14 protein-coding genes are annotated in these 17,959 nt (G+C 68.6%); 10 read left to right on the top strand and 4 right to left on the bottom strand.

Annotation, left to right across the window (positions count from 1 at the left end; genetic code table 11):
- Together F3J14_RS13200 and lpdA are read left to right on the top strand one after the other, a co-directional pair.
- Positions 1-1,347, top strand: a complete 1,347-nt coding sequence (locus F3J14_RS13200; protein WP_166723357.1) for a dihydrolipoamide acetyltransferase family protein — start codon at positions 1-3, stop codon at positions 1,345-1,347.
- A 5-nt stretch (positions 1,348-1,352) separates the two neighbouring features.
- Complete coding sequence (gene lpdA / locus F3J14_RS13195) at positions 1,353-2,744, top strand: dihydrolipoyl dehydrogenase (protein ID WP_166723356.1); 1,392 nt, start codon at positions 1,353-1,355, stop codon at positions 2,742-2,744.
- Between the two features lie 293 nt (positions 2,745-3,037).
- Here the strand turns inward: lpdA and F3J14_RS13190 are convergent, their stop codons facing one another.
- Complete coding sequence (locus F3J14_RS13190; protein ID WP_166723355.1) at positions 3,038-4,090, bottom strand: RNA-guided endonuclease TnpB family protein; 1,053 nt, start codon at positions 4,088-4,090, stop codon at positions 3,038-3,040.
- Positions 4,091-4,209: 119 nt separating this feature from the next.
- Here F3J14_RS13190 and F3J14_RS13185 point away from each other — a divergent pair, with 119 nt between their 5' ends.
- The 4 genes from F3J14_RS13185 to F3J14_RS13170 all read left to right on the top strand — a co-directional run bounded on the left by F3J14_RS13185 (position 4,210) and on the right by F3J14_RS13170 (position 8,767).
- Entirely contained in the window at positions 4,210-4,839 is a 630-nt protein-coding gene (locus tag F3J14_RS13185) for an NAD(P)H-binding protein (protein WP_166723381.1), read from the top strand.
- A 296-nt stretch (positions 4,840-5,135) separates the two neighbouring features.
- The gene (locus F3J14_RS13180) at positions 5,136-5,813 is read left to right on the top strand and encodes an SOS response-associated peptidase family protein (RefSeq protein WP_166723354.1); all 678 of its coding nucleotides are present in this window, start codon (positions 5,136-5,138) and stop codon (positions 5,811-5,813) included.
- A 289-nt stretch (positions 5,814-6,102) separates the two neighbouring features.
- A complete protein-coding gene (locus F3J14_RS13175; protein ID WP_166723353.1) occupies positions 6,103-7,533 on the top strand; it encodes a cytosine permease in 1,431 nt (476 codons plus the stop codon).
- Between the two features lie 163 nt (positions 7,534-7,696).
- A complete protein-coding gene (locus F3J14_RS13170; protein ID WP_166723352.1) occupies positions 7,697-8,767 on the top strand; it encodes a porin in 1,071 nt (356 codons plus the stop codon).
- Positions 8,768-8,835: 68 nt separating this feature from the next.
- Here F3J14_RS13170 and F3J14_RS13165 read toward each other — a convergent pair whose 3' ends face one another.
- Positions 8,836-9,792 (bottom strand): LysR family transcriptional regulator, encoded by a 957-nt coding sequence (locus tag F3J14_RS13165; protein WP_166723351.1) that lies wholly within the window; start codon positions 9,790-9,792, stop codon positions 8,836-8,838.
- 186 nt (positions 9,793-9,978) lie between these two features.
- On the opposite strand from F3J14_RS13165, the gene F3J14_RS13160 reads away from it, so the two are divergent.
- The 3 genes from F3J14_RS13160 to F3J14_RS13150 are packed head-to-tail and all read left to right on the top strand — an operon-like array spanning position 9,979 to position 13,633.
- Positions 9,979-11,289, top strand: coding sequence for an MFS transporter (locus F3J14_RS13160; protein WP_166723350.1), 1,311 nt, complete (start codon positions 9,979-9,981; stop codon positions 11,287-11,289).
- A 30-nt stretch (positions 11,290-11,319) separates the two neighbouring features.
- Positions 11,320-12,585: a Zn-dependent hydrolase gene (locus F3J14_RS13155; RefSeq protein WP_166723349.1), complete on the top strand. Its 1,266-nt coding sequence runs from the start codon at positions 11,320-11,322 to the stop codon at positions 12,583-12,585.
- A 25-nt stretch (positions 12,586-12,610) separates the two neighbouring features.
- Positions 12,611-13,633 carry a histone deacetylase family protein gene (locus F3J14_RS13150; protein WP_166723348.1) on the top strand — a complete coding sequence of 341 codons (1,023 nt, stop codon included), beginning with the start codon at positions 12,611-12,613 and terminating at the stop codon, positions 13,631-13,633.
- 120 nt (positions 13,634-13,753) lie between these two features.
- Here the strand turns inward: F3J14_RS13150 and F3J14_RS13145 are convergent, their stop codons facing one another.
- Both F3J14_RS13145 and F3J14_RS13140 read right to left on the bottom strand, forming a co-directional pair.
- Positions 13,754-14,959, bottom strand: a complete 1,206-nt coding sequence (locus tag F3J14_RS13145) for an MFS transporter (protein ID WP_166723347.1) — start codon at positions 14,957-14,959, stop codon at positions 13,754-13,756.
- Between the two features lie 594 nt (positions 14,960-15,553).
- Complete coding sequence (locus tag F3J14_RS13140) at positions 15,554-16,465, bottom strand: LysR family transcriptional regulator (RefSeq protein WP_166723346.1); 912 nt, start codon at positions 16,463-16,465, stop codon at positions 15,554-15,556.
- 172 nt (positions 16,466-16,637) lie between these two features.
- On the opposite strand from F3J14_RS13140, the gene F3J14_RS13135 reads away from it, so the two are divergent.
- Positions 16,638-17,558: a pyridoxal-phosphate dependent enzyme gene (locus tag F3J14_RS13135; protein ID WP_166723345.1), complete on the top strand. Its 921-nt coding sequence runs from the start codon at positions 16,638-16,640 to the stop codon at positions 17,556-17,558.
- The last annotated feature ends 401 nt before the right edge of the window (positions 17,559-17,959 follow it).

Genomic DNA, 17,959 nt, shown 5'->3' with positions numbered 1-17,959 from the left:
ATGGGGATTCATGTGATCAAGATGCCGGATATCGGCGAAGGGATCGCCGAGGTCGAGCTGGTGGCCTGGCACGTGGAAGTCGGGCAGACGATCAAGGAAGACCAGCCGCTCGCCGACGTGATGACCGACAAGGCGGCGGTGGAGATTCCGTCGCCGGTGGCGGGCAAGGTGCTGGCGCTCGGCGGCCGGATCGGCGAGATGATGGCGGTCGGCAGCGAGCTGATTCGTGTCGAAGTCGAAGGCGACGGCAACCTGAAGCCGGGCGCGAAGGCACACGATGCCGGTGCGGATGCGACGTCGCGTCCGGCGGCGGTCGACGCGCCTGCCAGGTCATCGAAAGTCACCGGAGCAGCCGGAGCAGCCGAAGCGCACGACGCGTCGAAGGCAGTGCGCCACACCGCTGATCGTGCGCCGGCCGAGCCGCGTCGCGCGGAACACGCGGCGCCGCCGCGCGCGGCACGCGCGCCGGGCGAACGGCCGCTTGCGTCGCCGGCGGTGCGCCAGCGCGCCTGGGACATGGGCATCGAGTTGCGCTACGTGCGCGGCACCGGCGAGGCCGGCCGGATCCTGCATGCGGACCTCGATGCCTACGCACGCACGGGCGGGACGGCGGCGCGTGGCTCGCAAGCGCGCGGCTACGACGAGCGCAACGATGAAACCGAGGTGCCGGTGATCGGCCTGCGGCGGGCGATCGCGCGCAAGATGCAGGAAGCGAAGCGCCGCATTCCGCACTTCAGCTATGTCGAGGAGATCGACGTCACCGAGCTCGAATCGCTGCGCGCCGAGCTGAACCAACGCCACGGCGACGCGCGTGGCCGGCTCACGCCGCTGCCGCTGCTGATCCGCGCGATGGTGATTGCGCTGCGCGACTTCCCGCAGATCAACGCGCGCTACGACGACGAAGCCGGCGTCGTCACGCGTTACGGTGCGGTGCACATGGGCGTCGCGACGCAGACGGAGAGCGGCCTCACGGTGCCGGTGCTGCGTCATGCGGAAGCGCGCGACGTGTGGTCGATCTCGGCGGAAATCGCGCGGCTCGCCGACGCGGTGCGCGCGAACCGCGCGCAGCGCGACGAGCTGACCGGCTCGACGATCACGATCTCGAGCCTCGGCGCGCTCGGCGGCATCGTGTCGACGCCGGTCATCAACCATCCCGAGGTCGGCATCGTCGGCGTGAACCGGATCGTCGAGCGGCCGATGATCCGCGACGGCGCGATCGTCGCGCGCAAGATGATGAACCTGTCGTCGTCGTTCGACCATCGCGTCGTCGACGGCGCGGACGCGGCCGAATTCATTCAGGCCGTGCGCGGGTTGCTCGAGCGCCCGGCGCTGCTGTTCGTGGAGTGAGTGCGATGCCGAACGAACACACCACGCTGCTCGTGATCGGCGGCGGTCCGGGCGGTTACGTCGCCGCGATTCGCGCGGGGCAGCTCGGCATTCCGACGGTGCTGGTCGAGCGCGAACGGCTCGGCGGCACGTGCCTGAACATCGGCTGCATTCCGTCGAAGGCGCTGATCCATGTCGCCGACGCGTTCGAGCAGGCGTGCGCGCAGGCCGGTGAAGGCATGCTCGGGATTCGCGTGCGCACGCCGGAGATCGACATCGCGAAAAGCGTCGCGTGGAAGGACGGGATCATCGAGCGACTCACGCGCGGCGTCGGCGCGCTGCTGAAGAAGCACGGCGTGCGCGTGCTGCAGGGCGACGCGCGCGTCGTCGACGGCAAGACGGTCGATATCGTCGCCGGTGACCACACGACGCGCATCGCATGCGAACATCTGTTGCTCGCGACCGGTTCGGAACCGGTCGCGCTGCCGTCGATGCCGTTCGGCGGGCACGTCGTATCGTTGACCGACGCACTGTCGCCCACGTCGTTGCCGACGCGGCTGGTCGTGGTCGGCGCCGGATACATCGGGCTCGAACTCGGGACCGTCTATCGCAAGCTCGGCGTCGAGGTCAGCATCGTCGAAGCAGCGGAGCGCGTGCTGCCCGCGTACGACGCGGAACTCGCGAAGCCGGTCGCCGATTCGCTCGCGCGGCTCGGCGTCGGCTTGTGGCTGGGCCACACGGTGCTCGGTCTCGCGAGCGACGGCGCGGTGCGCGTGCAGGCGCCCGACGGCGCGCAGAAGACGCTGCCGGCCGATCGCGTGCTGGTCGCGGTTGGCCGCCGGCCGCGCGTGGACGGCTTCGGGCTCGAAGCGTTGCCGCTCGATCGCAACGGCCGCGCGCTGCGCATCGACGACGAATGCCGGACCTCGATGCGCAACGTGTGGGCGATCGGCGACGTCACAGGCGAGCCGATGCTCGCGCATCGCGCGATGGCGCAGGGCGAGATGGTGGCCGAGCTGATCGCGGGACGGCGCCGCAAGTTCACGCCCGCATCGATCCCGGCCGTGTGCTTTACCGATCCCGAGGTCGTCACGTCCGGCTGGTCGCCCGACGACGCGAAGGCGGCCGGCGTCGACTGCATCAGCGCGTCGTTCCCGTTCGCGGCGAACGGGCGCGCGATGACGCTGCAGGCGACCGACGGTTTCGTGCGCGTCGTCGCGCGGCGCGACACGCATCTGATCGTCGGCTGGCAGGCGGTCGGGCGCGGCGTGTCGGAACTGGCCGCGGCGTTCTCGCAGTCGCTCGAGATGGGCGCGCGGCTCGAGGACATCGGCGGCACGATCCACGGGCATCCGACGCTCGGCGAAGCGGTGCAGGAGGCGGCATTGCGCGCGCTGGGGCATGCGTTGCACGTGTGAACGCGCGTTGCCATCTGTCGGCATCCGTCGCCGGACGAAGCCACGCTGCGGCGCCGATCCGGACGGCCGGTGCGATCGCGTTCGAGCATGCGCACCTCGCGTGTCGCTGTTGACCCTCTTGCGCGAACCGTTCATCGTGTCGGTATCCCGTCCGATTCATCGGCTTCGAACGGGCGGCTCCGGCGCGATGCGGCATGGCGATGTGCAGCGTCGCACGGCTGCCGCTCACGGCCGGCCTGCACCGGCTTGCACCGGCCATACACGGAACAACCGCACTTGACGTCCTCACCCGCCTAAAGGCAGGTGATTCCCACACCTGGCGATGCACGTCCGCATCGGAGAATGTTCACAGCAGCGTTGGTATCTCGATCATGCTCGACACCACAGTCACTGCAGGCCCACTCTCTTACTCGCAGTCCCGCGATACCTTTCGGCCGCGTCGTGCTGTCTTTCGATCCGCACGACGAACAGGACTGGGTGGAACCGCTTTCGTCGACTTCCTCGAACGTTGCCCCGTGCGCCATCGCCTTGTAACGGAGCTTTTCTCGGAAGGACGACCAGGACGCGTCGTAGACGCTCTTCGCCATCCGGGTTCTGGCGAGCTTCGCGGCCGACACGTTGCCGACCGCGATGTAATCGAAACGCCGCACCAGATCGAGCGCGAGCTTATGCTGGAAATCGGCACGGGCATTCGCCACCTTGGCGTGCAGCTTCACGATATGCCGCTTGTGCTTTCGCGCCCGTTGCGCTTTCGCCAGCTTTTCCGCCGCTCGTCGACCGAACTGGTCATTGGGCAGCTTCTCGCCGGTCGAAAGTGTGGCGAAGTCTTTCAGGCCGAGATCGATGCCGACGCCGGAACGGATCGGGCGGGCCTGCACATCGGGCATCTCGATTGCGATGTTGAGAAACCAGTTGCCGCGTGCATCCTGCGCAAAGTTGGTCCCGTCCTTGATCTTGCCTTCGGGAAGCGGTCGGCTGTTGAACACGCGAAACGTGTTGCCGGCGAAACGGAACGCGTCACCTTCGCGCTTCAGGTCACGCCCCTTCAGCGGCACCCAGCCCAGCGATTTCCTGCCGCGATAGCGCAGGTAGGGCCGACGGTGTTGACTGCGCGACTTCGCATATTGCTCGCACGTCGCGTTGATCGTGCCGGAGTGGATGCCGAGCGCCTTGCTGCTCCCCGTCGTCAGCACGTTCAGATCGAATCCCGTCGGCCACTTCTTGCTCCACTTGAGCGCGTGCTTCTGCGTGTCATTGCAGAAGTTCCAGACGTAGTTCACCGCACGGCTCTGCTTGTTGAGCAGTCCGTTGAGCGACTTCACCCGGTAGCGGTAGACAAGAATCATGCAGGTGATCCTAACCCGTGGAAGAAGCTGCCTGTCAACAGCACGCCTTTCCTTCCCGCCATCCGCCCCGAAGGAAGTCCCCTTGGGGGAAATGGCGGGGTTTCTCGGAGCAAATTCTGATGAAACTGCTGCTCGTCGGCGCGACCGGACTCGTCGGGCGCCACGTCCTTGACATCGCGCTGGCCGACGCGCGGGTCGACCAGGTCGTCGTGCTCGCGCGCCGGCCGTTGTCCCCGCATCCGAAGATGCGCGCCGTGACGGTCGACTTCGATCACCTGCCCGAGGTGGCCGACTGGTGGCAGGCCGGTGCGGTGATCTGCACGCTCGGCACCACGATGCGGGTCGCGGGCTCGCAGGCCGCATTCCGCCGCGTCGATCACGACTATCCGCTCGCGGTCGCGCGCCTCGCGCACCGGTCCGGCACGCCGACCTATGTGCTGAATTCCGCGCTCGGCGCGGACCCGGCGTCGCGCATCTTCTACAACCGCGTGAAGGGCGAAGTCGAGCGCGCGCTCGCGGACATCGGGTTTGCGTCGCTCACCTACGTGCGGCCGGGCCTGATCGGCGGCAGCCGCGACGAGTTCCGGTTCGGCGAACGGATGATGGTGCTGGCGCTCGGTGCGGCCGGGCCGCTGTTGCCGCCGAAGTGGCGTATGAATCCCGCGCCGCGCATCGCCCGCGCGCTGCTCGATGCCGCGCTCGATGCGCGCCCGGGCGTGCATGTCATCGGATCGGAACGGCTCGCCTGAACCGGAACGGGCGACGTGCTGCCGACACACGTGGGCGGCGCGGATGAGCGAAAGCGGAACGCGCCCAGTGCTTCATCGCCGCTGTTGCGCGGCGTCTCGAGCTGGAATTCGACCGTATGGCTCAGCTTGTTCGCGAGCAGCGTGCGCATCTTGCTGATGGCAAGTGGAAGCAATGAACGGTCGACGATCCGATCCACTGGCGCGCGTAAGACTGTTTCGTCATACCAGCCGATTGCGCAAACACGGCGGGCACGCTGTCCTACGATGAAGACATCGCGTCCATCGTCTGCCGAACCGTGTGCACCCACTACCGCGCTCCCGATGAAGACCCGGGCATCAGCGAGCTGAAGCTCGGCATCGGCGACCTGTTTCGCCGCGATCCGTGGCAACCCGACGTGTATCCCGATTACGCGGCGCCCATCGCGCGCGCCGACGGCGACGGCCTCGCGGTCGTCAGCGCGGTGTTCGGCTTCTGGCCGAAGTTCATGCAGCCCGCGCGTCTCGACGAGAACGGCCGCAAGCGAAAGAAGCTCGATACGGTGAACGCGCGCGCGGAAACGGTCGGCTCGTCGCGGCTCTACGGCACCGCCTGGCGCAACGGCCAGCGTTGCCTGATTCCGGTGCGCTGGATCTTCGAGCCGTGCTACGAGACGGGCCGCAACGTGTGGCACCGGATCGGCGTCGACGGCTGGCAACCGTGCTGCGTCGCCGGCATCTGGCGCAGCTTCGTCACCGCCGACGGCCGCGAGCGGATCGGCATGACGATGCTCACGGTCAATGCCGACGATCACCCCGTGTTCGCGCGCATGCATCGACCGGGCGACGAGAAGCGGGGCGTCGTGATCCTGCGCCGCGCCGACTACGACGAATGGCTGCACGCACGCGACGTCGAGGCCGTGCGGCGCTTGCTGACGCTCCTTCCTGCCGACGACTTGGTCGCCGCGCCCGAGCAGGCGCCGCCGGCCGGCACGTGAGCTTTCATTTTTCATACGCCCGACCGGTGACTCCGCAGGTCGAACGTGTGCCGTATTCCCACACGATTTCATAAATCGTGGGACACCCGGGTAATCACCGATACCTCCAAAGTTGTATATACAAGATCATCCGCTGGCAATGTCGGCACACGTCGTGCCGGTTGCGCGCCCGCGTGCAGACCGTGCGTGCGTGGCGCATGCCGGCGATCCACGGCGCACCGCATCCCACGAGCCGAAAGGGCATCCCGTCAAAACCATTTGTGATCCTCAGTATCTTGGAGATTTTCCCGTGTCAACGAATCCCAGTGGAAAAGCCGGCGGTTTGATCGAGGTACGCTCGATCGATTTCATTCCCGACGCCGAACGCCACGGCGGCCTGCTGAGCCAGTTCACGCTGTGGCTGTCGGCGAACATGCAGATCACGGCCATCGTCACCGGGGCGCTCGCGGTCGTGCTCGGCGGCGACGTGTTCTGGTCGTTGGTCGCGCTGCTGCTCGGCCAGTTCGTCGGCGGCGCGGTGATGGCGCTGCACGGCGCGCAGGGGCCGCAGCTCGGGCTGCCGCAGATGATCTCGAGCCGCGTGCAGTTCGGCGTCTACGGCGCGATGATCCCGATCGTGCTCGTGTGCCTGATGTACATCGGCTTTTCCGCCAGCGGCTCGGTGCTCGCCGGGCAGGCCGTCGCGCAACTGCTGCACGTCGACGACGCGGCCGGCATCCTGCTGTTCGCGGCCGTGATCGTCGTGCTGACGGTGTTCGGCTATCGCGCGATCCACTTCGTCGGCCGGATCGCGAGCGTGGTCGGCATCATCGCGTTCGTCTACATGTTCACGCAGCTGTTCGCGAACCACGACGTCGGCGCGCTGCTCGCGAACAGGCACTTCTCGCTCGCGAGCTTCCTGCTGTCGATGTCGCTGTCCGCGTCGTGGCAGATCGCGTTCGGCCCGTACGTCGCCGACTATTCGCGCTACCTGCCGCGCTCGACGTCGTCGGTCGCCACGTTCCTCGCGGTCGGCCTCGGCTCGGTGATCGGCGCGCAAGCCGCGATGGTGTTCGGCGTGTTCGCGGCCGCGCTGGCCGGCAGCCAGTTCGCGCACCACGAGGTGTCGTACATCGTCGGTCTCGGCTCGACGGGCGCGGTTGCCGCACTGCTGTACTTGAGCATCGCGTTCGGCAAGGTGACGGTGACCGCGCTCAACGCCTACGGCAGCTTCATGTCGATGGCGACGATCGTCAGCGGTTTCCGCGGCAAGGGCGCGGTGTCGTCGAAGAGCCGTCTCGTCTACATCTTCGGGATGATCTGCGTGTCGACGCTGATCGCGCTCGCGGGCCGTCATTCGTTCCTGAAGGAATTCACGGCGTTCATCCTGTTCCTGCTCGCGTTCTTCACGCCGTGGAGCGCGATCAACCTGGTCGACTATTACTGCTTCACGCGTTCGCGCTACGACGTGCCGGCGCTGTCCGATCCGGATGGCCGCTACGGCCGCTGGAACGTGATGGCGATCACGATCTACGTGGTCGGCATCCTGGTGCAGGTGCCGTTCATGTCGACGCACATCTACACGGGCGCGCTCGTCGACGCGCTCGGCGGCACCGACATCTCGTGGATCCTCGGTCTCGTCGTGCCGGCCGTGCTGTACTACATCGGCGCGCGTGCGTCGCGACGCAGCATCCCCGAGCGCCTGATCCTGCCGCTCGAGCGCGGCGAGGTTCACCACTGACGCATCGCGTCGCGCGTCGGGCCGGCCTGCCGTCGGCCTGAACGGCCCGCCGCGCCAAACCCCGCGCGATCGGCAGCCTCGCTGCACACACCTTCGTTATCCGCGATGCCGGCATGGCAGACCACCGTGCCGGCATCGTTCCATTCTCTTTCAATTGAATAGTATGACTAAGCAAATGAACGCACGGGGCAATCGTTCCCGGGCGCGATCGGCGCATGCCGGTCTTCGCATGGCCGTCGCGGCCGCATGCGTGGGCGGGTCGGGTGCCGCGCTCGCGCAGGACGGCGTCACGCTGTACGGCGTGATCGACGAATTCGCGCAGTACGTGAATACCGGCAACGGCTATACCGCGGCGATCGGCTCGGGTGGACAGTGGGGCAGCCGCTTCGGGATGAAGGGCGGCGAGGACCTCGGCGGCGGCCAGAAGATCGAGTTCGCGCTCGAAAACGGCTTCAACCCGAACGACGGTTCGCTCGCGAGTTCGGGCAGCATGTTCAATCGCCAGGCGTGGGTCGGCATCGCGGGGCAGTGGGGCAAGGTGCGCGCAGGCCGCCAGAATTCGCCGTTGTTCAACGACCAGAGCGGGCAGGATGCGTTCGGCGGCGTCACGCAGGCGTCCGGCATGGACAACCTGACCGTGTTCGCGTTCCGCACGAGCAATACGCTGTCGTACCAGAGCCCCGAGATCGCCGGCTTCCAGGCCGGCCTGTACTTCGGGTTCGGCGAGGCGGGCGGCGTGCGCTCCGCGGGGTCGAGCCAGCAGTTCGACGTGACCTACGAGCATGGGCCGTTCGCGGCGTTCGTCGCGGGCCAGTGGCTGAAGAACACGACGGCGACCACGACCGATCGCACGCTCATGGCCGGTGCATCGTACGCGATCGGCAAGGCGACCGTGTACGGCGGCTTCTCCGCGGTGAAATGGGCCGACCTCGGCATCGATTCGCGTGTGTACGGGCTGTCGGTCAAGTACCAGCTCAACCCGGCGAACTACGTCGCGCTCGGCTATGCGTACCTGCACGACCAGACGTCGCAAGGCGACAACGCGGACCAGTTCGGGCTGATGTACGAATACGACCTATCGAAGCGCACGAGCTTCTACGGCGCGCTTTCGTACCTGCGCAACCGCAACCAGGCCGGCTACACGCTCGCGGGCGCGGCGAACCCGGGCCTGCCGCTCGCGTATCCGGGCGCGAACGCGCGCGGCGTGCAACTCGGCATCGTGCATCGCTTCTGACGATGCATCGGGCGCCGGGCCGTATGGGCCGGCGCCTGCTTCCTTGTCGCGGATGCGCGCATTCGCGCCTACGTCCCCAGCCGTTCCGCGAGCGAATGGCGCTGCATGCAACGCTCCATCGCGTCGAGGAACGCGTGCTCGGCCGCGTTCATCTTGCGGTCGCGATGCCACAGCAGGAACACGTCGACGTCGACGAGGCCGTCGTCGGGCGGCAGCCGCCACAGCCGTTGCTGCGCGATGTCGTCGCGCACGATGTGCTCGGGCAGGCAGCCGATCCCGTAACCGGCGAAGATCAGCCGCCGCACTTCCTCGAGGCTCGGCGACGACGCGACGATGCGCCCGGTGAAGCCCTTCTGGTCGCGGAACACGGTGAGCGGCGACAGGCTGTCGCCGATCTGGTCGCTCGTGAACGACACGAAATTCTCCGCGAGCAGATCGTCCATCCGCAATTGCGTCTGCCCGAACAGCCGGTGATGGCGGCCGCAGTAGATCGCGTAGCGCTGGCGCAGGAAGCAGCGCATCTCCAGCTTGTCGTGCGGCGTGCGGCACAGGCCGAGCCCGGCGGTGGCCGTCTTCTGCAGCAGCGACGACAGGATGTCCGACGAGCGCATCACTTCGATCTGCAGGTCGATGCGCGGATACGCGCGATGGAAGTCGGCGAGGAATGCGTCGTAGACGGGCGACTCGATGCGGCTCACCGTCAGCAGCCGGATCGAACCGGTGAGGTCGGCCGTGCTGTCGTCGAGTTCCGTTTCGAGCCGCGACACGCCGCCGTAGATGTCGCTCGCGATCCGGTACACGGCTTCGCCTGCCGGCGTCGGCGCGAAATGCGCGCCGCGCCGCTCGATCAGCTTTCGCTCCAGCGTGTCCTCGAGCCGCCGCAGCGCCTGGCTCACGGCCGGCTGCGTCACGTGCAGGCGCGCGGCCGCCCGGCTCACGCTGCGCTCCTGCATGATCACCAGGTAGGTGCGCAGCAGGTTCCAGTCGAGGCGGTCGTTGAGGAAGGGGGTGAGGTCGGCACGCATCGGGTCTCCGGGCGAAGCATTGGATCAGTCATTAGTTGAATTTATACGAGAAATAATAACTTGAAATTTGACTAATGATTTGCGGTCGCCGATAAAGGAGGGGCGCCGCACCGTGCGGCGCGAGGCCGCGACAGACGGCCGGCCACCACGATATAGCGCGTGCCGCGGCGCGCGTCAGGAGCCCGCATGACCCAGTCCCTTCCTTCCGCCCGCCAGCCGGCGCGTGCCGCGACGGCCGCGTTCGTCGGCACGATGATCGAGTGGTACGACTTCTACATCTACGCGACCGCCGCCGCGCTCGTGTTCGGCGAACTCTATTTTCCGTCGCATGACCGCTTCGTCAGCACGATGGCGTCGTTCGCGACGTTCGCGGTCGGCTTCTTCGCGCGCCCGCTCGGCGGCATCGTGTTCGGCCACCTCGGCGACCGCATCGGCCGCAAGAAGGCGCTGATGACGACGCTGATGATGATGGGCGTCGCGACCGTATGCGTCGGGCTGCTGCCCGACTATTCGCAGGTCGGCATGCTCGCGCCGGTGCTGCTGATCGTGCTGCGCGTCGTGCAGGGGATCGCCGTCGGCGGCGAGTGGGGCGGCGCGGTGCTGATGGCGGGCGAGCACGCGCCGCAGGGCCGCCGCACGTTCTTCGCGTCGTTCGCGCAGCTCGGCAGCCCGGCCGGGCTGATCCTGTCGCTGGTCGCGTTTCGCGCGGTCACGTCGATGGACAAGGCCGATTTCCTCGCATGGGGCTGGCGCCTGCCGTTTCTCGCGAGCTCGGCGCTGCTCGTCGTCGGCATCCTGATCCGGCTCGGCGTGAACGAGTCGCCGGAATTCGCGCGCGTGAAGGAAGCGAACCGCACCGTGAAGCTGCCGGTGGCCGAAGTGTTGCGCTCCGCGTCGGGGCTCGTGCTGCTCTGCATCGGCGCGAACACGATCGGGATCGCGGGCGTCTATTTCACCAACACGTTCATGATCGCGTACACCACGCAGTATGTCGGCGTGTCGCGCTCGCTGATCCTCGACAGCCTGTTCGCGGTCGCGATCATCCAGTTCATCGCGCAGCCGCTCGCCGCGTGGATCGCCGAACGTATCGGCGGCGCGCGTTTCCTGAAGATCGCCGCGCTGCTCGCGATGCTGTCGCCGTACCCGATGTTCATGCTCGTGCAGGGCGGCACCGCCGCGTCACTCGTCGCCGGCATCGCGCTCGCGGTCGTGTGCATGGCCGGCTTCTATTCGGTGATCGCCGGCTTCGTGAGCGGCGTGTTTCCCGCGCACGTGCGCTATTCGGCGATCTCGCTCGCGTACCAGGTTTGCGGCGCGATCGCGGGCGGCCTGACGCCGCTCGTCGGCACCTGGCTCGCGCATCGCTTCGCGGGCCAGTGGTGGCCGCTCGCGGTGTTCTACACGTGTCTCGCCGGCATCTCGCTGCTTTGCATCGTCGCGCTCGACGCGCGACGCGCGGCCCGGCCCGCCGCGGCCGAAGCGCTCGGCTCGCACTGACCCTCGACGAATGAATTCATCGGAGTGCAAATGAAAGACCTGCTGGAAATCGACGGTGCCCGCCTGTGGCGGAGCCTGGCCGACATGGCGCGCGTCGGCGCGACGCCGCGCGGCGGCGTGCGGCGCCTCGCGCTGACGGACGACGACCGGCGCGGGCGCGACCTGTTCGCGCAGTGGTGCCGCGAAGCGGGGATGACGGTGAGCGTCGACGCGGTCGGCAACCTGTTCGCGCGGCGCGGCGGCACCGATGCGCAAGCCGCGCCGGTGCTGATCGGCAGCCATCTCGACACGCAGCCCGAAGGCGGGCGCTTCGACGGCGTGTACGGCGTGCTGGCCGGGCTCGAAGTCGTGCGCACGCTGAACGATGCGGGCATCGTGACCGGCAAGCCGCTCGAGATCGTGTCGTGGACCAACGAGGAGGGCGCGCGTTTCGCGCCGGCGATGCTCGGCTCGGCCGTGTTCACGGGCGCGCTGCCGATCGACGACGCGCTCGCGAAGCAGGACGCCGACGGCATCACGCTCGGCGCCGCGCTGGACGCGTGCGGCTGTCGCGGCACGCGTGCGCCGGGCGGCGCGGTCGACGCGTATTTCGAAGCGCATATCGAACAGGGGCCCGTGCTCGAGGCGAACGGCACGACGATCGGCATCGTCACGGGCGGGCAGGCGATCCGCTGGCTCGACGTGCGCGTGACGGGCGTGGCCGCGCATGCGGGCACGACGCCGATGCCGTATCGCAAGGACGCGTATTTCGCGAGCGCGCAGATCGCGCTCGAACTGGAACGCATCGTTGCCGGCTACGCGCCGCGCGGGCTCGCGACGATCGGGCAGGTCGGCATCCGCAACGCGTCGCGCAACACGATCGCCGGCGACGTGACGTTCACCGTCGACCTGCGCCATCACGACGATGCGCAAGTCGATGCGATGGAGCGCGCCCTGCGCGACGCATGCGCGCGCGTGGCCGCCGCGCGCGGCGTGCAGGTCGCGATCGATACCTGCTGGCGCAGCCCCGCGACGCCGTTCGACGGCGGCTGCGTCGACCTGGTCGCGCAGGCCGCGGAGGCATTCGGCTATACGAACGAACGGATCGTCAGCGGCGCCGGTCACGATGCGATCCTGCTCGCGCGCCGCGTGCCGACCGCGATGGTGTTCATCCCGTGCGTCGACGGGCTGTCGCATAACGAGGCCGAGGACGCGCTGCCCGACGACGTGACGCGCGGCACGAACGTGCTGCTCAACGCGGTGCTCGCGCGGGCGGGCATCGCGACGCGCGTGGCTGCGGCCGCGCACGAAGCATGACCCGGCGAATCGACGAGGACGAACGATGAGAACCTACTTCCACCCCGAACAGTTGCTGCACCATCCGCGCACCTACCTGTCGCGCGGCAGGATGCGCGAGCCGCAGGAAGTGCCCGAGCGCGCGGCGCGGCTGGTCGCGGCAGTGCGTTCGCTCGACTTCGACGTGCGCGAGCCGGCCGACCGCGGCACCGCGCCGATCGCGGCCGTGCACGACATGAACTACCTGCGCTTTCTGGAGGAAGCGCACCGTGACTGGAAACGGATGGCCGACGACTGGGGCGACGAAGTAATGTCGAACGTGTTCGTGCGCGATCCGAACCCGCTGCGCGGCGTGCTCGCGAAAGCCGCGCGCTATCTCGCCGACGGCAGTTGCCCGGTCGGTGCGAACACGTGGCGCGCCGCGTACTGGTCGGCACAGAGCGCGCTTGCGGCCGCGGCGGACGTCAACGACGGCGTGCGCGAAGCGTACGCGCTGTGCCGCCCGCCCGGCCATCATGCGCGCCGCGATGCGGCCGGCGGCTTCTGCTACCTGAACAACGCGGCGATCGCCGCGCAGGCGCTGCTCGGCCGCCATCGGCGGGTCGCGATCCTCGACACCGACATGCATCACGGGCAGGGCGTGCAGGAGATCTTCTACGGCCGCGACGACGTGCTGTACGTGTCGATCCATGGCGACCCGACCAATTTCTATCCGGTCGTCGCCGGTTACGAGGAAGAGACGGGCGCGGGGCCCGGCGACGGCTACAACCTGAACCTGCCGATGCCGCACGGGGCGCCCGAGTCGACCTTCTTCGAACGGCTCGACGACGCGCTGCGCGCGCTCGCGCGGTTCCAGCCGGATGCGCTCGTGCTCGCGCTCGGCTTCGACATCTACAAGGACGACCCGCAATCGCAGGTGGCCGTCACGACCGACGGGTTCGGCCGGCTCGGCGGTGCGATCGGCGCGCTCGGCTTGCCGACGGTGATCGTGCAGGAGGGCGGTTATCACCTCGAGAGCCTCGATGCGAACGCACGTGCGTTCTTCGGTGGGTTCGCCGCCGCGCGCTGATACGTCGACCAGGCGGCCGCGATGCGCGGCTCTTCAGCGACAACGCCCGCGACGGCATCCCGGCGCGGGCGTTGTTCAATTGCGGTGCCGTGGATCGGCACCATGCGGGTCGCGGTGCGCTTACGAGTTCGCGGCGACCGGCGCGCGGCGGCGTTGCACCGTTTGCAGTGCGACCAGCGCGAGCCCGGCCGCAGCAATCAGCCCGCCGACGAGCGGCACCGCCGCGTAGCCGAAGCCGGCCGAGATCGCCGCACCGCCGGCTGCCGCGCCGACTGCATTGCCGAGGTTGAACGCGCCGATGTTCACGGCCGATGCGAGGCCCGGCGCTTCGTGTGCGGCACGCATCACGCGCATCTGCAGCGGCGGGACCACCGCGAACGTCGCGACACCCCACACCAGCAGCGTGGCCGCCGCGCCGACATGCGTGCGGGCGAGCAGCGGGAACCCGGCCATCGTCACGATCAGCAGCACCAGGAAGCCGATCAGCGTGGCGTCGAGCGAGCGGTCGGCGAGGCGGCCGCCGGCGATGTTGCCGATCGAGAAGCCGACGCCGATCAGCACGAGCATCGCGGTCACGAAACCGGGCGTCGCGCCGGTGACGTGTTCGAGCGTCGGGGCGACGTACGTATAGAGCGTGAACATCGCGCCGGCGCCGAGCACCGTGGTCGCGAGCGCGCCGAGCACGACGGGGCGCGTGAGCACCGACAGTTCGGCACGCAGGTTCGGCATCTTGCCGGCCTCGCCCTTCGGCAGCGCGGCGAACAGGCCGGCGATCGCGATCAGGCCGAGCGCGGCGGTCGCCGCGAACGACATGCGCCAGCCGATCATCTGGCCGAGCCAGGTCGCGGCCGGCACGCCGCCGACGTTCGCGATCGTGAGGCCCATGAACATCGTCGCGACCGCGCTGGCCTGCCGTTCACGCGGCACGAGGCCGGCCGCGACCACCGAGCCGAGCCCGAAGAACGCACCGTGGTTGAGGCTCGTGACAAGTCGTGCGAGCAACAGCGTCGTGTAGTCCGGCGCGATGGCCGACAGCAGGTTGCCGATCGTGAAGATCGACATCAGCGCGATCAGCGCCGAGCGGCGCGACCAGCGTGCGAGCAGCAGCGTCATCAGCGGTGCGCCGACCATCACGCCGATCGCATACGCGCTGATCAGCATGCCGGCCTGCGGAATCGACACGTGTACGCCGTCGGCGATCACGGGCAGCAGGCCCATCGGCGAGAACTCGGTCGTGCCGATGCCGAACGCACCGGCGGCGAGCGCCAGCAGCGGCAGCGCGGCGCTGCCGCCCGGGCGGGAAGGAGAAGAAGTCGTGCTGTTCACGCGATGTGCTCCTGTAAGCGTGGGGCAACGGCATCGGCCGTTGTGGACAGGGTGAAGTGTGCCTGCATGACTTTTGCGAAAAAAGCCGTATCCGGGCGAAATTATCTTGATTTCATGTCAACAATGCGGGGCTGGTGGCCGCGTGCGTGCGCGGCCGGTGGCTTCGGGCTGCTCGGACGTCGGGACAGGACAGCCGGCCCGTGGTGGCGCAACCGCGTCATCCTTCCCGTCAATCCCGCACCGGCGCGGCTCGCAGACAAAAAAAGCCCCGGTCACAGGGGGACCGTGACCGGGGCGGGAAGGCATCCTCTCTTTGGCACGAGGGTGGGATGCGGGCGCAGTATATTTCGGGGCATAACGATTCGAAATGACGTTAAACGGCCGTTTTTGGTGTCAATTTAAAAAATGACGACGAGCCAGCGCCGATTGTCATGAATCTGAAAGAATTTTCGTGCGTTCCAGCGATGTTTACGTGCGATGACGGCGAAGCCGGCTGTTGTCACGTGACGCGGTCCCGCAGGCAGCCGGATCTGCGGCCAGCGATGCTACGGAATCCGTCGCAAGCGCGCGCGGGTTGAGCTCGCCGGCGCTCGGTCAATCCGCATGGCCGGCCGCCTCGCGCACGGCGTCGAGAAACCGCGCGACGACGGGGGAAGCGGGCGCCGCCGCGCCGTCGAACACGAACTCGATGTCGAAGCGGCTCGCGAGTTCGTCGAGCGCGACGAGCCGGACCGTGTGCGGGCACGTCGGCGACGCGCTTTCCGGCACGAACGCGCAACCCATGCCGGCCGCGACGAGCCCGATCAGCGTCGGGATGTCGCTGCCGACCTGCGCGATGCGCGGCGTGAAGCCCGCGCGTTCGCACTGTGCCATCAGGAAGCGATGGTGCGCGGCGGAGCGCTGCGCGTCGAACCACACGAACGGTTCGTGCGCGACGTCGGCGAGCGTGCGCGGCGCGAGGAAGCGCCCGCCGGGCGGCGCGGGCATCGCCAGCACGAATCGGTCGCTCAGCAGCCGCACGCCGGACAGATGCGGTGCCTCGTCGCGGCGCCAGGCCATGATGCCGCCGTCGAGCTGGCCGCGCATCAGCGCCGTCGCCTGCTCGGCCGACAGCATCGGCGCGATCGACAGCTTCACGTCCGGACACGCGTCGCGAAACGTCTTGAGCACGTTCGCGACGACCGGCAGCGGCAGGCAGTTCGGCAGCGCGCCGAGCCGCAGTTGGCCGAGCTGGCCGGCCGCGCTGCGCAACGCGCGTTCGCGGCTGTCCTGCAACGTCGCGAGCAGGCCCGCCGCATCCTGCAGGAAACTCGCGCCGGCCGCCGTGAGCGTGACGCCCGTCGTGCGGCGGATCAGCAGCGGCGTACCGATCGCGTCCTCGAGCTCGCGGATCTGCCGCGACAGCGCAGGCTGGACGATGCCGGCTGCGCGGGCGCCGGCCATCACGCTGCCGGCTTGCGCGACCGCCACGAAGTAACGCAGGTGACGCAGTTCGATCTGGCGCATGCGGGGTGGGCTCCGGTTTCGATTCAGTGGATATGCCCGTCAAGCATAGCAAGGGTCATTCGATGGTATTGGAAAGCATGGCTGGCGTGCCGTACGATGGGTGCGGTTGCCGGGCCTGTTCGCAGGCCACGTGCGTTTCCCTGGTCCCGCTGTCCCCACCGTGTCCCGCGCCATGCCGCTTCATATCCCGACCCCCTATATCCGTTCGCAAATCGCGTCGCGCCGCCTCGGCACGAACATCCGGCTGAAGCTCGACGCGCTGCAGCCGTGCGGTTCGTTCAAGTTGCGCGGCATCGGCGCGGTGTGCGAAGCGCGGCATGCGGCCGGCGCGCGCCGGTTCATGTCGTCGTCGGGCGGCAATGCGGGCATCGCGGTGGCGTATTGCGGTCGCGAACTCGGCGTGCCGGTGCTCGTCGTCGTGCCGGAAACCGCGTCGGCCCGCGCGCGCGAGCTGATTCGTGTGGAAGGCGCGGAGGTGGTCGTGCACGGCGCGAGCTGGGCCGAGGCGAACGCGTTCGCGCTGTCGGCCGTCGGCGCGCAGGATGCATTCGTGCATCCGTTCGACGACCCCGTGCTGTGGCAAGGGCACGCGACGATGATCGACGAGATGGCAGTGACCGGCCCGAAGCCCGACGCGGTCGTGCTTGCAGTCGGCGGCGGCGGGCTGCTGTGCGGCGTGCTGGAGGGGCTCGCGCGCAACGGCTGGCACGACGTGCCGGTCGTCGCGGTCGAGACGGAGGGCGCCGACAGCTATGCGCGCTCGGTCGCGCAGGGGCGCCCGGTCGAATTGCCGGCGATCACGAGCATCGCGACGTCGCTTGGCGCGAAGCGGCCGTGCGACGCGGCGGTCGAATGGGCGACGCGGCATGCGATTCATCCGGTCGTCGTGTCGGATGCGCAGGCGGTGGCGGCGTCGTTGCGGTTCCTGGACGAGCATCGGATCGTCGTCGAGCCGGCGTGCGGCGCGGCGCTGGCCGCGCTCGAACGGTCGGTGCCGGTGCTTGCGTCGGCGTCGGACATCGCGGTGATCGTGTGCGGCGGCGTGACGGCGACGGTCGAGCAACTGCAGACGTTGAACGCGACGCTGCGGTAACGTGCCGACGCCCGTCATACGGCGCAGCCGGCCGACGTTGCAGACGAAGCCGTAACGGCGCTCGCGCAGTCAGTTCGCGGCGGGCGCGCTGGCGCTGGTCGGCGCGGACGAAGTAACGGGTGCAGCCGCCGGCGCAGGCGCAGGCGGCTTGTCGGCCGCTGTCGGAGCGGCGCTTGACGCCGCAGGTGCGGATGCCGCGGATGCGGGCGTGGCCGATACCGGCGTTGCAGCCGCCGTCGTGGCTGCCACAGCCGTCGATGCGGCCGGCGTCGACGCCGAAGCGGGCGTCGGAGCAGCAGAGGCAGGTGCCGAAGCCGGCAGCGGAGCCGACGCCGGCGCCGCCCCCCCACCGGCCCCCGGCACGACCCCGCGCATCGTCCCCGGCGCGACCACGGCCGACG

The organism is Burkholderia sp. Tr-862 (assembly GCF_011753085.1).
Taxonomy (GTDB): domain Bacteria; phylum Pseudomonadota; class Gammaproteobacteria; order Burkholderiales; family Burkholderiaceae; genus Burkholderia; species Burkholderia ambifaria.
This window is presented reverse-complemented; position numbering and strand designations above follow the sequence as displayed.